We start from the raw sequence: 14908 nt of genomic DNA on the forward strand, positions 1-14908 counted from the left end.
GCACCGCACGGAGGCGCCGTCATCGACGCGGTGCTCCGGGCAGTCGTTCATGACGCATGAGCCCCAGCGAGCCCCTCGCCCCAGCACCGCCAGACGACAAGCCGCCGCAGCGAAAGCATCAGGAGTTTCCCCGTGTCCGAGGTAAAGATCAGCGCCGAGCCCCGTACCGAGTTCGGCAAGGGTGGTGCCCGTCGTACCCGCCGGGCCGGCAAGGTGCCCGCCGTGCTGTACGGCCACGGCGAGAAGCCCAAGCACATCGCGCTCCCGGTGCGTGAGTTCGCGGCCGCGATCCGCAAGGGTGGCGCCAACCAGCTCTTCGCGATCGAGGTGAGCGACGGCACCCAGGTGCTGGCGCTGCCGAAGGCGATCCAGCGTGACCCGATCAAGGACACCTTCGAGCACGTCGACCTGCTGCTGGTCCGCCGCGGCGAGAAGGTCACCGTCGAGGTCCCGGTCCAGCTGACCGGTGAGGCCGCGAGGGACACGCTGATCGTGCACGACCACGACACCCTCTCGGTGACCGCCGACGCCACCAAGGTGCCGGACCACCTGGAGGCCTCGATCGACGGCGCGGTGCCGGGCGTCCAGGTCACCGCCGGCGACGTCGAGCTGCCGGCCGGCGTCGAGCTGGCCGCCGACCCGGAGCTGCCGGTCGCCACGGTGACCGCCGCCCCGACCGCCGAGCAGCTCGAGGCCACCCTCCCCGAGGTCGAGGTGGCCGCCGAGGAGGCCGAGGCCGAGGTCGGCGAGGAGACCACCGCCGCCGAGGGTGCCGAGACGCCGGCCGGCGAGGGTGCCCCGGCCGAGGCGCGTACCGAGGCCTGATCGGTCCGCAGGCTGTGCGACAGGCGCTCCCGGTGTCCGGGGGCGCCTGTCGGCGTATCGGGACGGCCGCCGGGCGCGGTGGATGCGGGAGAGGTGTGGCGTGACGGACGAGGCGGGGCCGTGGCTGGTGGTCGGCCTGGGCAACCCCGGTCGGGAGTACGCGGGTAACCGGCACAACGTCGGCTTCATGGTGGCCGAGCTGCTCGCCGGCCGGGTGGGCGGGAAGTTCGGCCGGCACAAGCGCGCGGTGGCGGAGGTCGCCGAGGGGCGGCTCGGCTTCGGCGGGCCGAAGCTGGTGTTGGTGAAGCCACTGACGTACATGAACCTCTCCGGTGGCCCGGTCGTCGCGCTGGCCCAGTTCCACAAGATCCCGCCGGGCCGGGTGATCGCGGTGCACGACGAACTGGACATCCCGTACGGGCAGGTACGGGTGAAGTGCGGCGGCGGCGAGGGCGGGCACAACGGGCTGCGGTCGATGTCGAAGTCGCTCGGCACGAAGGAGTACGTCCGGGTGCGGTTCGGCGTCGGCCGGCCGCCGGGGCGGCAGGACCCGGCCGACTACGTGCTGTCGGACTTCTCCGCGGCGGAGCGCAAGGAGCTGGAGTTCCTGGTCGACCGCGCGGCGGACGTGGTGGAGTCGGTGATCACCCGCGGCGTGGAGCCGACGCAGAACCTCTATCACGGCGGCTGACCCGGGCGGGGCGTCGGTGGTCCGGGCGGTCCGGGCCGGTAGTCTGCGCCTTCTGGCGTGGCGGGAGCCGACGACGCGGGTCGCGGCGGGGCGACGGGAGCGGTTGGATGGGCAGTCCTCCGATGATCGACGGCGCGTTCGCCCGGTGGTTGGCGGCGCGGGCCGGTCAGGCGCTGGTCAACCTGCGCGCGGAGATGGGTTTCGCGGACGCGGGGGCGTTGAAGGCGGCCGGGGACAAGGACTCGCACGACCTGATCCGCACCGAGCTGGCGAAGTGGCGCCCGGCCGACGCGGTGCTCTCCGAGGAGGACGAGGGTTCCCGGCTGGCCTGGACGGCCGAGGTGAGCAGCGACGCGGTGTCCCGGCTGAACGCCGACCGGGTCTGGATCATCGACCCGCTGGACGGCACCCGGGAGTTCGCCGAGGAGGGGCGCTCGGACTGGGGGGTGCACGTGGCGCTCTGGGCGCGGCACGCGCCGACCCCGCACGGCCTGGTCGCGGGCGCGGTGGGGCTGCCGGCGCAGCACCGGGTGCTGGGCACGGACTACCCGCCGGCGTACCCGCCGATGACGTTGGAGGCGGCCACGGCGGGTGGCGAACGGACCATCCGGTTGGCGGCCAGTCGTAGCCGTCCGCCGGTTTTCCTGACCGATCTGGCAGCGGACGTCGGCGCGCATCTGGTGCCGATGGGCTCGGCGGGCGCGAAGATCGCCGCTGTGGTCACCGGTGAGGTCGACGCGTACATCCACGCCGGCGGTCAGTACGAGTGGGATTCGGCCGCTCCGGTCGCTGTGGCGACGGCCACCGGACTGCATGCTTCCCGGATCGACGGTTCTGCGCTGAAATACAACGAGGCCGACCCGCGTCTGCCCGACCTGCTGGTCTGTCGCAAGGATCTCGCCAGTCGGTTGCTTGCAGCGCTGCAGCGACATTCCGGGTAACCTGTCGTTCTTCCTCACGTGTCCGACCGGAAAGGTCTGGAATCCCCATGAGCGGATCCGAGCAAATCGAGGCCGTGTCATGACCGCCCCCGCCGCGTACCAGGTCTCGCACCTCGACGCGCTCGAGGCCGAGAGCATCTTCGTGATGCGCGAGGTGGTCGCGGAGATGGAGCGCCCGGTGCTGCTCTTCTCCGGTGGCAAGGACTCGATCGTGATGCTCCGGTTGGCCCAGAAGGCGTTCGCCCCGGCCAACATCCCGTTTTCGGTGATGCACGTCGACACCGGGCACAACTTCCCCGAGGTCCTGGAGTACCGCGACCAGCGGGTCGCGGAGCTGGGCCTGCAGCTGATCGTGGCAAGCGTGCCCGAGGCCCTGGCCAAGGGGATGGTCCGCGAGGCGGCGGACGGGACGCGCAACCGCATCCAGACCCCCGTGCTCCTCGAGGCGGTGGAGAAGCACCGCTTCGACGCGCTCTTCGGCGGCGCCCGCCGGGACGAGGAGAAGGCCCGGGCCAAGGAGCGGGTGTTCAGCTTCCGCGACGAGTTCGGCCAGTGGGACCCGAAGAACCAGCGTCCCGAGCTGTGGTCGCTCTACAACGGCCGGCACCACCCGGGCGAGTCGATCCGGGTCTTCCCGCTCTCCAACTGGACCGAGCTGGACGTCTGGCACTACATCGCCCGCGAGCGGATCCCGCTGCCGTCGATCTACTACGCGCACGAGCGCGAGGTGATCGAGCGGGACGGCATGCTGTACGCGGTCAACGAGTTCTTCCGCCCCCGGGCGGGCGAGGAGCGGTTCAAGGCGCAGGTGCGCTACCGCACGGTGGGTGACGCCTCCTGCACCGCCGCCGTCCGCTCGGACGCCGACACGGTGGAGCGGGTTATCGAGGAGGTCGCCGCGACCCGGATCACCGAGCGCGGCGCGACCCGCGGTGACGACCGGGTCAGCGAGGCCGCCATGGAGGACCGCAAGCGGGAGGGCTACTTCTGATGAGCGTCGACACCGCGGCTCCGGCCGCCGACACCGGGCTGCCCGAGGGGCGGCCGATGGACCTGCTGCGGTTCGCCACCGCGGGCAGCGTCGACGACGGCAAGTCGACCCTGATCGGGCGGCTGCTGTACGACACGAAGTCGCTCTTCACCGACCAGCTCGCCGCGGTCGAGGCGGTCAGCGCGGCGCGGGGCGACGAGTACACCAACCTGGCGCTGCTCACCGACGGCCTGCGGGCCGAGCGGGAGCAGGGCATCACCATCGACGTGGCGTACCGCTACTTCGCCACCCCGCGGCGGAAGTTCATCATCGCCGACACCCCGGGGCACATCCAGTACACCCGGAACATGGTCACCGGCGCCTCCACCGCCGACCTGGCGCTGATCCTGGTGGACGCCCGCAAGGGCCTGGTGGAGCAGTCCCGCCGACACGCGTTCCTCTGCTCGCTGCTGCGGGTGCCGCACCTGGTCCTCTGCGTCAACAAGATGGACCTGGTCGACTGGTCGCAGGAGGTGTTCGAGCGGATCGCCGACGAGTTCACCGCGTTCGCCGCGAAGCTCGACGTGCCGGACCTGACCGTGGTGCCGATCTCCGCGCTGCGCGGCGACAACATCGTCAGCCGGTCGGAGAACATGCCCTGGTACGACGGGCCGTCGCTGCTGCACCACCTGGAGCGGGTGCACATCGCCAGCGACCGCAACCTGGTCGACGTGCGGTTCCCGGTGCAGTACGTGATCCGGCCGCAGTCCACCACCGTCACCGACTACCGGGGCTACGCCGGTCAGGTGGCCTCCGGTGTGCTGAAGCCGGGCGACGAGGTGATGGTGCTGCCGTCCGGCTTCACCAGCCGGATCGCCTCGGTGGAGACGGCCGACGGCCCGGTCGACGAGGCGTTCCCGCCGATGTCGGTGACCGTCCGGCTGACCGACGAGATCGACATCTCGCGCGGCGACATGATCTGCCGGCCGCACAACGCCCCGACCGTCGCGCAGGACATCGAGGCGATGGTCTGCTGGATGGACGAGAGCCGCCCGCTGCAGGTCGGCGGCAAGTACGCGATCAAGCACACCACCCGTTCGGCGCGGGCGATCGTCCGGGGGCTGCACTACCGGCTGGACGTCAACTCGCTGCACCGGGACGAGTCGGCCGCCGAGCTGAAGCTGAACGAGATCGGCCGGGTCCGGCTGCGGACGACGGTGCCGCTGCTGGCGGACGAGTACCGCCGTAACCGCACCACCGGCGGCTTCGTCATCATCGACGAGGCCACCAACCGCACGGTCGGTGCCGGCATGATCGTCGAGGCCGGCTGACCCGCGCGCGCCACAGTCCCGATCGGAAGGCCCGCGTCAGGCTCCTGACGCGGGCCTTTCCGCGAGGTGGCCCGGACGGGCGCGGGTCGCTCAGGTGAGGCGGTGGGCGCCGCCCGTCGGGAGGACGGTGACGTGGGTGGGGGCGGGGAAGCCCCGCTCGGCGTAGGCGGCCGTCACCGCGGCGGCCACCGACTCGGCCGCGTCGGCGTCGACCAGGGCGAGGACGCAGCCGCCGAAGCCGCCGCCGGTCATCCGGGCCCCGTACGCCCCGGCGGCCAGGGCCGCCTCGACCGCGGTGTCGATCTCCGGCACGGTGATCTCGAAGTCGTCCCGCATCGAGGCGTGCGAGGCGGTCAGCAGCGGCCCGATGTCGCGGATCCGGCCGGCGCGCAGCAGCGCCACGGTGTCGAGCACCCGCTGGTCCTCGGTGACCACGTGCCGCACCCGGCGGCGCATCTCCTCGTCGTCGAGCCGGTCCAGCGCGGCGTCCAGGTCGTTGGGGGAGACGTCCCGCAGCGCGGCCACCCCGAGCAGCTCGGCGGCCCGCTCGCAGGACTTCCGGCGGGAGGCGTACTCGCCGTCGGCGTGCCGGTGCGGGGCGCGGCTGTCGATCACCAGCACGGCCAGCCCGGCGGCGTCCAGGTCGAACGGGATCTGCTCGACGGACTCGGTGCGGCAGTCCAGGAAGAGCGCGTGCCCGGCCCGGCAGCGGATCACCGCGGACTGGTCCATGATCCCGGTGGGCGCGCCGACGTACTCGTTCTCGGCGCGCTGGGCGAGCCGGGGCCGCCGGTCGTCGGTCAGGTCCAGCCCGCCCAGGTCGACCAGGGCGGCGAGCGTCGCCGCCTCGATCGCCGCCGAGGAGGAGAGCCCGGAGCCGACCGGTACGTCGGAGGCGATGGCCAGCCGGGCGCCGGGCACGCGGTGGCCGGCGGCCCGCAGCGCCCAGACCACCCCGGCGACGTACGCGGCCCAGCCGGTGACCCGGCCGCGCTGGTCGGCCTCGGCGGCGCCGAACTCGACCGGGGAGTCGGCGAGCTCCGACCAGACCGTCCAGCGCTCGCCGTCCTGCGGCGCGGCGGCGACGACGGTCCGCAGCGGCAGCGCGAACGGCAGCACGAAGCCGTCGTTGTAGTCGGTGTGCTCGCCGATCAGGTTCACCCGCCCGGGAGCTGCCCAGCGGCCCGCGGGCTCGGTGCCGTACCGCTGGCGGAAGCCGGCGGTGGCGCGCTCCGCGACGGCACCGACCGGCGTGCCCGGCTCGGTCACCGCTGCTCCAGGACGTGCGCGCGGTAGAAGGCCCAGGCGTCGCCGACCATGTCGTGCAGGGTGGGCTTCGCCGGCACCCAGCCCAGCTCCTCGCGGGCCAGCGCGGAGGAGGCGACCAGCTCGGCGGGGTCGCCCTCGCGGCGCGGCGCCACCTCGACCGGCAGCGGATGCCCGGTGACCTCGCGGACCACGTCGACCACCTGCCGGTTGGTGAAGCCCTTGCCGTTGCCCAGGTTGTAGATCCGGTGCCGGCCGGGCGTCGCGTCGGTCAGCGCCAGCAGGTGGGCGCGGGCCAGATCCTCGACGTGGATGTAGTCGCGCACGCAGGTGCCGTCGACGGTGGGGTAGTCGTCGCCGAAGAGCTGGAGCTTCTCCCGCTTGCCGGCGGCGACCTGGAGCGCGAGCGGGATCAAGTGCGTCTCCGGGTCGTGCCGCTCCCCGATGGCCCGGCCGCCGTGCAGGTAGGCCCCGGCGACGTTGAAGTAGCGCAGCGAGACGGCGGCCAGGTCGTGCGCGATCGCCTCGGAGGTGAGCGCCATGTCGACGGCCAGCTTGGTCGCCCCGTACGTGTTGGTGGGCGCCTTGACCGCGGTCTCCGGGATGGGCACCTCGGTGGGGTTGCCGTAGACGGCGGCGGTGGAGGAGAAGACCAGCCGGGGCACCCGGGCGGCCCGGACCGCGTCGAGCAGGGCGAGCGAGCCGACGGTGTTGGTGTGCCAGTACAGCTCGGGCTTGACCATCGACTCGCCGGCGGCGATCAGGGCGGCGAAGTGCAGTACGCCCTCGAAGCCGGCGTCCGGGGTGAGCACCCGGGCGGCCTCGTGGATCGGCAGGTCGACGTGGGTCGCCTCGGGGGCGAGGGCCTCCTGGTGGCCGGTCCGCAGATCGTCCAGGACCGTCACGTCGTGGCCGTTGTCCAGCAGCATCCGGGTCACCACGCTGCCGATGTAGCCGGCGCCGCCGGTGACGAGCAGTTTCACGTCGGGGTTCCTCCTGCCTGGCCGCTCCCGCCGCGGCCGTTCGTGATCACCCTACGGCCGTCGGCTGTGCCCGCGCTCCGCGTGCCCAGCCGCTATTCCACCACGATCCGCCACGATTGAACAGATCCGAACATTGGGGCAGGTGCCGAGCCGGTGCTGTCTACCATCCTTGTCATGCGGGAAGCAGGTGGTCCCGGGCTCCGGCGACGACCGCCGGGGCGGCCCCGGCGCGAACCGGGGCCGGTCGCCCGGACCGTCGCCCGGCTCGTGGTCCGCGCCGCCGACGGCGCCACCCGTCTCGTCACCGACCTGCTCGGGACCAGCCCCACCGCCGGCCGGGAACGGATCAGCGAGGCGGAGCTGCGCGACCTGGTCGCCGCGAACACGGTGCTCGATCCCGACGAACGCCGGATCATCGACGAGGTGCTGGTGGCCGGGGCGAGCCTGGTCCGCGAGGTGATGATGCCCCGCACCGAGGTCGTCTTCCTCTCCGCCCGGCTCACCATCGCCGAGGCGGAGCGGCTGGTCCGGGCCGAGACGCACACCCGGTACCCGGTGGTCGACGGCACCCACGACGACGTGGTCGGCTTCGTCCACCTGCGGGACGTGCTGCTCCGCCCCGACCGCGACCCGTGCACCACCGTCGGCGAGCTGATCCGCGAGGTCAAGCAGCTACCCGGCAGCAAGCGGGTGCTCGCCGCGCTCACCGAGATGCGCCGGGAGGGCCACCACCTCGCCGTCGTCGTCGACGAGTACGGCGGCACCGCCGGCATCGTCACCTGCGAGGACCTCATCGAGGAGCTGGTCGGGGAGATCCACGACGAGTACGACACCCCGCCCGACCCGGGCCACGCCGGGCTGCCCGCCGTCGTCGACGGGCGACTCAACCTCGCCGACTTCGCCGAGCGCACCGGTGTCCCGCTGCCGGCCGGGCCGTACGAGACGGTCGGCGGCTTCGTGATGGCCGCCCTGGGCCGGCTCCCGGTCGCCGGGGACGAGGTGCCGGTGACCCCCGGGCCGGACGAGGTCGGTGGACCCGACCCGGACGACCCGACCGACGGCTGGCTGCTGCGGGTGCTCGCCCTCGACGGGCGGCGGGTCTCCCGGCTCGCGGTCTCCACGGCGCGTCTGCCCGAGCAACGGCGCGAGCTCACCGCGCCGGCGGTGCCGGCGGAGAGCCGACCCGCCGGCCCGTCATGACGTACGCCGCGCGTTGCTGACAGAATTGCCGGCATGTCCGACGTACCCGCCCGCCCGCGCGTCTTCTCCGGCATCCAGCCGACGGCCGACTCGTTCCACCTCGGCAACTACCTGGGCGCGGTACGGCACTGGGTGGCCCTGCAGGAGACCCACGACGCGTTCTACTGCGTGGTCGACCTGCACGCGATCACCGCCGGGCACGACCCGAAGGTGCTCAAGCAGCGGTCCCGGCTCGCCGCCGCCCAGCTCTTCGCGGTCGGGCTCGACCCGGAGCGCAGCACCCTGTTCGTCCAGTCTCAGGTGCCCGAGCACCCGCAGCTGGCCTGGGTGCTCGGCTGCATCACCGGCTTCGGCGAGGCCAGCCGGATGACCCAGTTCAAGGACAAGTCGCAGAAGCAGGGCAGCGAGCGGGCCAGCGTCGGCCTCTTCACGTACCCGATCCTGCAGGCCGCGGACATCCTGCTCTACCAGGCCAACGCGGTCCCCGTCGGCGAGGACCAGCGCCAGCACCTGGAGCTCTCCCGGGACCTGGCCCAGCGGTTCAACTCGCTGTTCGGGCCCACCTTCACGGTGCCCGCGCCGCACATCGTCAAGGACACCGCGAAGATCACCGACCTGCAGGACCCGACGGCCAAGATGTCGAAGTCGTCCTCCTCGCCGGCCGGCATCATCGACCTGCTGGAGGATCCGGCCCGCTCGGCCAAGAAGATCCGCTCCGCGGTCACCGACACCGGCCGCGAGATCGTCTTCGACGTCGAGACCAAGCCGGGCATCGCCAACCTGCTCACCATCTACTCGGCGCTCTCCGGCCGGGGCATCGACGACCTGGTGGCCGCGTACGCGGGCAAGGGGTACGGCGACCTGAAGAAGGACCTCGCCGAGGTGGTGCGGGAGTTCGTCACCCCGATCCAGGAGCGCACCCGCGCCTACCTGGACGACCCGGCCCAGCTGGACAAGCTGCTCGCCCAGGGCGCGGAGAAGGCCCGCGTGGTCGCCGCGGCGACGCTGCGGACGGCGTACGAGCGGGTCGGGTTCTTCCCGCCGGTCCGCTTCGAGTAGCGGCCCGGACGCGACGGGAACGGGTGGGGACGCAGTCGGTGGCCGGAGGGGTGGCGCGGAGCGTGGATCGCAGGGACGGGGTGCCGGACGCCGGCGACACCATCCAGATCGGGATCGCGGTGGACATCCCCGAGCCGTGGGGCGGGATGCTGACCCGCCGCCGGGTCGAGGCCGGTGACCCGCAGGCCGTCCCGGCCCACGTGACGCTGCTCGGGCCGACCGAGATCCCGGTGGCGGCCCTGCCGGCGGTCGAGAAGCACCTCGCCGAGGTGGCCAGCGCCCACCTGCCGTTCACCCTGCACCTGCGGGGCACCGGCACCTTCCGGCCGGTGACCCAGGTGGTCTTCGTGGCGGTCGCGGCCGGGATCAGCGAGTGCGAGCTGCTCGCCTCGGCGATCCGCTCGGCGCCCGAGCTGCACCGCGAGGCCCGCTTCCCGTACCACCCGCACGTCACGGTGGCACAGGACGTCGCCCCGGAGGCGCTGGACCGGGCGTACGAGGACCTGGCCGACTTCTCTGCGCTCTTCGAGGTGGAGGCGTTCACCCTCTTCTCGCACAGCGGGCAGACCCGGTGGCAGCCCCGCCGGGACTTCCGGCTCGGCGGCTGAGCTGACCGCGCGGCCCGGCTGCCCGCGTGCCGCCCATGGATCGGCGAGGATGACGTGGTGAACGTGATCGGCCGGATCGAGGCCAGTCTCGGCCGCCGGGTGGACGCGGTCCGGCGGCGCTCGGCGGCCTTCGACCACCTCTGGCGGGCCGGGACGCTCTACAGCGACGTGCTGGGCGGCCGGCTCGCGGCGGCGATCGCCTACTACGGCTTCTTCGCGGTCTTCGCGCTGGCGCTGGTCGCGTACTGGATCTTCGGCGCGATCCTGCAGGACAACGACGAGGTCAGCAAGGCGGCGGCGGATTTCCTCGACGAGAACCTGCCCTTCCTGAACCCGCAGCAGATCGCGCAGAGCAGCAACACCGTCGGGGTGATCGGCCTGATCATCCTGGTCATCACCGGAATCGGGTGGGTGGAGGCGATCCGCTCCTCGCAGCGACTGATGTACGGCTTCAACCAGCAGCCCGGCAACCTGGTGGTCCGCCGTGTGGTCGACCTGGGCGTGATGGTGGCGGTCTTCGTGCTGCTCGGCGTCTCGGTGGCCGCCGTCGACGCGCTGGAGTCGCTGCTGCGGTTCCTGTTGCGCAGCACCGGTTCGGTCGGCCTGACCACGGTCAGCGCGGTGCTCAGCGTCCTGATCAACGCGGTGCTGGCCACCGCGCTGCTGGTGGCGGTGCCCCGGCTGCGGATGAGCCGCCGCCGGCTGCGGCCGGTCGTCCTGGTGGTCGCCGTCGGGATCACCCTGCTGAACACCGTCGGGCGCTACTACGTGGTACGGACCGAGCGGAACCCGGCGTACACCGTGGTGGCGACCGCGGTGGGGCTGCTGCTCTACCTCTACCTGCTCAACCAGTTGGTGCTGTTCGGCGCGGCCCTGGCCGCCACCAGCCCGTACGGCCGGGTGGTCGACCTGGCGGAGGGCGGCTCGGCCGCGGAGGTGGACGTGGAGGTCGACGAGGAGACCGAACCGGGTACCCCGGGAGGGGCGGGCTGACATGCGGATCCGGATCGACCAGACCTCGGCGGTACCGCCGTACGAGCAGGTGCGCGGGCAGCTCGCCCGGATGATCGGGGACGGCCGGCTGCCGGTCGGCACCCGGCTGCCCGCCGTCCGGCAGCTCGCCGCCGACCTCGGCCTGGCGGTGAACACGGTGGCCCGGGCGTACCGGGAGCTGGAGACCGCCGGGCTGGTGGAGACCCGGGGCCGGCACGGCACCGTGGTGGCGCCGGGGCGCGACGACGCGACGGACCGGCTGCAGCGCGCCGCCACCGGGTACGCCGCCGAGGCGGTGCGGCTCGGCGTCCCGCCGGACCGGGCGCTGGCCCTGGTCCGCGCCGCCCTGGACGCCGCCCACCCCGGCTGACCCGCCCCGGCCCGGCTTCGGCGGGCGCGGGCGGGTGGGTGGTGAAGGCGGCGTGATCGTGAGGAGGGTGTCATGAGGGTGACAGGGGGAGAAGCGGCATTTGAGGCGAATGCCGCCCACGTCCGCGCCGCGAACGACCATGATGAGCGCGTGGGCGCTCTCGTGACACTCGACCTGCCGGACGACTCGCCGATGCTCGGCCTGCCGTGGATCATCACCTTCGGCCCGCTCAGCGACGTCGACGAGTGGGAGCCGGTGGTCTGCGGGCCGTACGAGCGACCGCACGCCCTCGCCCTGGCCGAGGCGGTGGTCGCCGAGGAGCAGCTGATGGCGGTGGTCGAACCGCTGCTGCCGGCGCTCTCGGCGGAGGAGATCCGGGGCGAGATCGCCGCCGCGCAGATCGCCGCCGAGGACGAGGCCGCCCAGATCGACCAGGCCGACCTCTACGGCGACTTCGAAGACGTCATCGACGAGGAGCTGGAGCTGGCCGCCGAGCAGGAGCCGGTGGCGGGGCCGCTCACCGCGCCCAGCGAGGCCGAGCTGCGGGCCGGGTTCGCCCGGATCGCCAAGCTGCTGACCAGCAAGGGGGCCTGAGCCGTCCCAGATGGACACCGGCGCCTCGGGAAGCGGACTCCCCGAGGCGCCAGCGCCACCTCACCCCCCACCACAAGGGGTCGGTAGCCCAGCCGCCCGTCGGCGCGGGGCACAACGGACGACCAGGTCCATGGCGGGTTACCCGGCTCAGCGCCGTTCGAACCACGCAGCTGCGTCAACCGGCAGGACGTGTCCGGCGCCCTGCTCGGTGAGGTCGGCGCTGGCGACGATCGGCCGGCCGTACCCGTCGATCGTGACCTCGGCGCCGCTGATGTTGACCACGCAGGTCAGCACGGTGTCCCCGGCGGTCCGGTGGAACGCCAGCACGCCGGGCTCGGTCTCCAGCCAGGTGACGCCGCCGGTGGTGCCGGCCAGCGCCGGGTGCTCGTGCCGGATCCGCAGCGCCGCGCGGTAGAGCTCGAGCGTCGAGCCGGGCGCGCCGGTCTGGGCGGCCACCGAGAGGGCACGCCAGGTCGCCGGGGCCGGCAGCCAGCTCAGCTCGCTGCTCGCCGGGCCGAAGCCGTACGGGGCCAGCTCGCCGCTCCACGGGATGGGCACCCGGCAGCCGTCCCGGCTCTCCCCGGTCCGCAGGAACGCCGGGTCCTGGCGCAGCTCGTCGGGGAGGTCCAGCACCTCCGGCAGGCCCAGCTCCTCGCCCTGGTAGACGTAGGCGCAGCCGGGCAGGGCCAGCATCAGCAGGGCGGCGGCCCGGGCGCGGCGCAGCCCGACCTCGCCGTCGCCGTACCGGGTGACGTGCCGCTGCCGGTCGTGGTTGGAGAGCACCCAGGTGGTCGGGGCGCCGACGATGGTCGACTCGGCCAGCGCGGTGTCGATCACCTTGCGGAACGAGTCGGCCGACCAGGTGGCGTCGAGGAAGTCGAAGCTGAACGCCTGGTGCAGCTCGTCCGGGCCGATGTAGCGGGCCAGCCGCTGCGGGGTCTCCGCCCAGGCCTCGGCCACCGCCATCCGGCCGCCCGGGTAGCTGTCCAGGATCGGCCGCCAGGCGCGGTAGATGTCGTGCACCTCGTCCTGGTCGAAGTAGGGGAGCCGGCCCTTGCCGAGCAGCTCCGACTGGCGCTGGCCGGTGGTCATCGAGTTGAACCCGACGTCCGGCAGGCCCTCGGCCTTGATCATGCCGTGCGCCACGTCGATCCGGAACCCGTCCACGCCCCGGTCGAGCCAGAAGCGCAGCACATCCTCGAACTCGGCGCGCACCTCCGGGTGGCGCCAGTTCAGGTCCGGCTGGGCCGGGTCGAACAGGTGCAGGTACCACTGGCCGTCCGCCACCCGGGTCCAGGCCGGGCCGCCGAAGATGCTCTCCCAGTCGTTCGGGGGCAGCTCGCCCTGCTCGCCCCTGCCGTCGGCGAAGAGGTAGCGCTCGCGCTCGGCCGAGCCGGGGCCGGCGGCCAGGGCCGCGGTGAACCACGGGTGCGCGCTGGACGTGTGGTTGGGCACCAGGTCGACGATGATCCGCAGGCCCAGGGCGTGCGCGTCGGTGATCATCGCGTCGAAGTCGGCGAGCGAGCCGAAGAGCGGGTCGACGTCGCGGTAGTCGGCGACGTCGTAGCCGGCGTCGATCTGCGGCGAGGTGTAGAAGGGGGTCAGCCAGAGCGCGTCCACCCCGAGGTCGCGCAGGTAGGGCAGGCGCTCCCGGATGCCCTGGAGGTCACCGACGCCGTCCCCGTTGGCGTCGGCGAAGCTGCGGACGTAGACCTGGTAGACAACCGCGGAGCGCCACCAGTCGTCGTCGGAGGTCAGCGGCGTGGGGTTGGTGGCGGCGGTCATCGGTGACGATCCCCGTTCTCTGGCGCGGGACGGCGGCAGGCCGCGCGGGCGTGGGTGGTGGGCGCGGGTGCCTGAGCAGAATGCCGGCCCGCCGCTGCAAGAGTCAAGCATTCCTTGCGCAAGAAATGATGCCCGTCACCCCGCGGGTCTGGGCAAGTCGCCCACTGGCGACGGGCCGCGGGCCGTCAAGCCATGCCGGGAGCGGGTCAGGCCGGGATGGCGAGGGTGGAGGTCACCGGGCGCTCCCGCGTCGGCCCGGCCGGTGCGGAGCCCGGCCGGCGGACCACCGCGGTCGAGCCGCGCACCACCAGCTCGGGGCGGAAGAGGTATTCCGAGTGCGGCGCGCCGTGCCCGTTGATCTCGTCGACCAGGGCCCGGACCGCGGCCACCGCCATGGCCGCGACCGGCTGGCGCATGGTGGTCAGCGGCGGGTCGGTGAAGGCCATCAGCGGGGAGTCGTCGTACCCGACCACGGAGACGTCGCCGGGCACGGTCAGCCCGCGCTGCCGGGCGGCCCGGATGGCGCCGAGCGCCATCAGGTCGGAGCCGCAGACGATGCCGGTGACGCCCCGCTCGATCAGCCGGCCGGCGGCGGCCTCGCCGCCCTCGACCCCGAAGAGAGAGAGCTCAGCCAGCTCGTCCAGCTCGCTCTCGGGCACGTTGGCCAGCCGGGGCATCGCCGCCCGGAAGCCGGCCACCCGGCGCCGCACCGGCACGAACCGGTCCGGGCCGGTGATCAGGCCGATCCGGCGGTGGCCGAGCGCCACCAGGTGGGCGACGGCCAGCTCGGTGGCCTCCCGGTCGTCGCAGGAGACGAAGGGGGCGGCGATGCCGGGCGCGTACCCGTTGATCATGACGACGGGCAGCGGCCGGGCGATCAGCGCGCGGTACCGGTCGTGGTTGGCGGCGGTGTCGGCGTGCAGGCCGGAGACGAAGACGATCCCGGACACCTGCCGGTCCAGCAGCATCTCGACGTACTCGTCCTCGGTGACCCCGCCCGGGGTCTGGGTGCAGAGCACCGGGGTGAACCCGCTCTGCGCCAGGGTCGACTCGATGACCTGGGCGAACGCGGGGAAGATGGGGTTCTCCAGCTCCGGGACGACCAGCCCGACCAGCCCCGCGCTGCGCTTGCGCAGCCGGGCCGGGCGCTCGTAGCCGAGCACATCGAGGGCGGTCAGGACGGCCTGCCGGGTCTCGGGGGCCACACCGGGGCGGTCGTTGAGCACCCGCGACACCGTGGCCTCGCTGACTTCGGCCTGTTGGGCGATGTCGGACAGTCGAGCGCGCATGGC

General features: G+C 73.0%; 15 protein-coding genes. 11 read left to right on the plus strand and 4 right to left on the minus strand.

Annotated elements, in window-relative coordinates:
* The first annotated feature begins 132 nt into the window (after nt 1-132).
* The 5 genes from EV384_RS07770 to cysN all read left to right on the plus strand — a co-directional run bounded on the left by EV384_RS07770 (nt 133) and on the right by cysN (nt 4758).
* On the plus strand, nt 133-825 hold the full coding sequence (locus tag EV384_RS07770; RefSeq protein ID WP_130331470.1) for a 50S ribosomal protein L25/general stress protein Ctc: 693 nt from the start codon (nt 133-135) through the stop codon (nt 823-825).
* Between the two features lie 100 nt (nt 826-925).
* Nucleotides 926-1516, plus strand: a complete 591-nt coding sequence (pth, locus tag EV384_RS07775) for an aminoacyl-tRNA hydrolase (RefSeq protein ID WP_130331472.1) — start codon at nt 926-928, stop codon at nt 1514-1516.
* 107 nt (nt 1517-1623) lie between these two features.
* Nucleotides 1624-2457, plus strand: coding sequence for an inositol monophosphatase family protein (locus EV384_RS07780; protein ID WP_130331474.1), 834 nt, complete (start codon nt 1624-1626; stop codon nt 2455-2457).
* Nucleotides 2458-2536: 79 nt separating this feature from the next.
* Nucleotides 2537-3448 carry a sulfate adenylyltransferase subunit CysD gene (gene cysD / locus EV384_RS07785; protein ID WP_130331476.1) on the plus strand — a complete coding sequence of 304 codons (912 nt, stop codon included), beginning with the start codon at nt 2537-2539 and terminating at the stop codon, nt 3446-3448.
* On the plus strand, nt 3448-4758 hold the full coding sequence (cysN, locus tag EV384_RS07790; protein WP_130331478.1) for a sulfate adenylyltransferase subunit CysN: 1311 nt from the start codon (nt 3448-3450) through the stop codon (nt 4756-4758). The genes cysD and cysN overlap by 1 nt, the downstream gene beginning before the upstream one ends.
* Before the next feature lie 90 nt (nt 4759-4848).
* On the opposite strand, the gene galK is transcribed toward cysN, so the two are convergent.
* Both galK and galE read right to left on the minus strand, forming a co-directional pair.
* Nucleotides 4849-6027: a galactokinase gene (gene galK / locus EV384_RS07795; RefSeq protein ID WP_130331480.1), complete on the minus strand. Its 1179-nt coding sequence runs from the start codon at nt 6025-6027 to the stop codon at nt 4849-4851.
* Complete coding sequence (galE, locus tag EV384_RS07800) at nt 6024-6953, minus strand: UDP-glucose 4-epimerase GalE (protein ID WP_242624445.1); 930 nt, start codon at nt 6951-6953, stop codon at nt 6024-6026. Before galE ends, galK begins: the two co-directional genes overlap by 4 nt.
* 228 nt (nt 6954-7181) lie before the next feature.
* Between galE and EV384_RS07805 the strand changes: the two genes are divergently transcribed.
* From EV384_RS07805 to EV384_RS07830, 6 genes are all read left to right on the plus strand, one after another.
* The gene (locus EV384_RS07805; protein WP_130331484.1) at nt 7182-8207 is read left to right on the plus strand and encodes a hemolysin family protein; all 1026 of its coding nucleotides are present in this window, start codon (nt 7182-7184) and stop codon (nt 8205-8207) included.
* 33 nt (nt 8208-8240) lie between these two features.
* Entirely contained in the window at nt 8241-9266 is a 1026-nt protein-coding gene (gene trpS / locus EV384_RS07810; protein ID WP_130331485.1) for a tryptophan--tRNA ligase, read from the plus strand.
* 23 nt (nt 9267-9289) lie between these two features.
* The gene (locus tag EV384_RS07815; RefSeq protein ID WP_130331487.1) at nt 9290-9874 is read left to right on the plus strand and encodes a 2'-5' RNA ligase family protein; all 585 of its coding nucleotides are present in this window, start codon (nt 9290-9292) and stop codon (nt 9872-9874) included.
* A gap of 57 nt (nt 9875-9931) precedes the next feature.
* Nucleotides 9932-10867 carry a YihY/virulence factor BrkB family protein gene (locus EV384_RS07820; RefSeq protein WP_130331489.1) on the plus strand — a complete coding sequence of 312 codons (936 nt, stop codon included), beginning with the start codon at nt 9932-9934 and terminating at the stop codon, nt 10865-10867.
* A 1-nt stretch (nt 10868) separates the two neighbouring features.
* On the plus strand, nt 10869-11237 hold the full coding sequence (locus EV384_RS07825; protein WP_130331491.1) for a GntR family transcriptional regulator: 369 nt from the start codon (nt 10869-10871) through the stop codon (nt 11235-11237).
* Between the two features lie 150 nt (nt 11238-11387).
* Entirely contained in the window at nt 11388-11831 is a 444-nt protein-coding gene (locus tag EV384_RS07830) for a hypothetical protein (protein WP_130331493.1), read from the plus strand.
* Nucleotides 11832-11978: 147 nt separating this feature from the next.
* Here EV384_RS07830 and EV384_RS07835 read toward each other — a convergent pair whose 3' ends face one another.
* Nucleotides 11979-13616 carry a glycoside hydrolase family 13 protein gene (locus EV384_RS07835; protein ID WP_130331495.1) on the minus strand — a complete coding sequence of 546 codons (1638 nt, stop codon included), beginning with the start codon at nt 13614-13616 and terminating at the stop codon, nt 11979-11981.
* A gap of 206 nt (nt 13617-13822) precedes the next feature.
* Nucleotides 13823-14905 (minus strand): LacI family DNA-binding transcriptional regulator, encoded by a 1083-nt coding sequence (locus EV384_RS07840; protein WP_130331497.1) that lies wholly within the window; start codon nt 14903-14905, stop codon nt 13823-13825.
* Nucleotides 14906-14908 lie beyond the last annotated feature (3 nt).

Origin of the sequence: Micromonospora kangleipakensis, from assembly GCF_004217615.1 — a bacterium.
Lineage (GTDB): Bacteria > Actinomycetota > Actinomycetes > Mycobacteriales > Micromonosporaceae > Micromonospora > Micromonospora kangleipakensis.

Coding starts and splice junctions, on each gene's coding strand:
- EV384_RS07825 (WP_130331491.1), top strand. CDS start 10,869: ATGCGGATCCGGATCGACCAGACCTCGGCGGTACCGCCGTACGAGCAG.
- EV384_RS07835 (WP_130331495.1), bottom strand. CDS start 13,616: ATGACCGCCGCCACCAACCCCACGCCGCTGACCTCCGACGACGACTGG.
- trpS (WP_130331485.1), top strand. CDS start 8,241: ATGTCCGACGTACCCGCCCGCCCGCGCGTCTTCTCCGGCATCCAGCCG.
- EV384_RS07805 (WP_130331484.1), top strand. CDS start 7,182: ATGCGGGAAGCAGGTGGTCCCGGGCTCCGGCGACGACCGCCGGGGCGG.
- galE (WP_242624445.1), bottom strand. CDS start 6,953: ATGCTGCTGGACAACGGCCACGACGTGACGGTCCTGGACGATCTGCGG.
- EV384_RS07780 (WP_130331474.1), top strand. CDS start 1,624: ATGGGCAGTCCTCCGATGATCGACGGCGCGTTCGCCCGGTGGTTGGCG.
- EV384_RS07840 (WP_130331497.1), bottom strand. CDS start 14,905: ATGCGCGCTCGACTGTCCGACATCGCCCAACAGGCCGAAGTCAGCGAG.
- cysD (WP_130331476.1), top strand. CDS start 2,537: ATGACCGCCCCCGCCGCGTACCAGGTCTCGCACCTCGACGCGCTCGAG.
- cysN (WP_130331478.1), top strand. CDS start 3,448: ATGAGCGTCGACACCGCGGCTCCGGCCGCCGACACCGGGCTGCCCGAG.